Raw genomic sequence first — 679 nt, forward strand, 5'->3', positions numbered from 1 at the left:
TTTTCGAAGAGTATAAAATAACAGTATAGGAGAGGTATATAATGGAACGATTAGAAGATTACATTGCTTTTGACTTAGAATTTAATCAGCATGAAGGACAAACACACTTGATTCAAGTATCGGCAGTGCGTTTTAGAGATGGTCAGGAAATCGACGCCTATGATTCCTATGTTCATACTAGTGTGCCTCTAAAGAGTTTTATCAATGGATTGACAGGGATTACAGCTGAGACTCTAAAAGATGCTCCACCAGTGGAGAAAGTTATCAAAGATTTCCAAGAGTTTGTGGGTTCTTTACCCATGGTAGGCTACAATGCTGCTAAAAGTGATTTGCCTATTCTAGCAGAGCATGGTTTAGACTATAGCCAGCAGTACAAGGTGGATCTGTATGATGAAGCTTTTGAACGTCGCAGTTCGGATTTACACGGTATTGCCAATCTCAAATTGCAAACCGTTGCCTCATTTCTCGGATTTCAAGGACAGTCCCATAATAGTTTAGAAGATGCTCGGATGACGGCGCGTGTTTACGAGTACTTCCTAGAATCAGATCAAGCTAGAGAATTGTTAGAGACGGAAAGTAGCTTATCAAACAATCCTTTTGGTGGCTTGGACTTGTCTCAATTATTTGACTAGGAGTGCCTATGAAACCTGAAAAACCTAAAAAATTGGGTTTTAAACAG

The 679-nt window shown here is 39.5% G+C and carries 1 protein-coding gene; it reads left to right on the top strand.

Annotated features, from left to right (window positions below):
• The first annotated feature begins 41 nt into the window (after window positions 1-41).
• Complete coding sequence (locus HT721_RS04740) at window positions 42-632, top strand: 3'-5' exonuclease (protein WP_138704508.1); 591 nt, start codon at window positions 42-44, stop codon at window positions 630-632.
• Window positions 633-679: the final 47 nt, after the last annotated feature.

It is taken from the genome of Streptococcus sp. 4094 (genome assembly GCF_013277125.1).
Taxonomy (GTDB): domain Bacteria; phylum Bacillota; class Bacilli; order Lactobacillales; family Streptococcaceae; genus Streptococcus.

Excerpts from the sequence above, each read along its gene's own strand:
- HT721_RS04740 (WP_138704508.1), top strand. The coding sequence starts at position 42 with ATGGAACGATTAGAAGATTACATTGCTTTTGACTTAGAATTTAATCAG.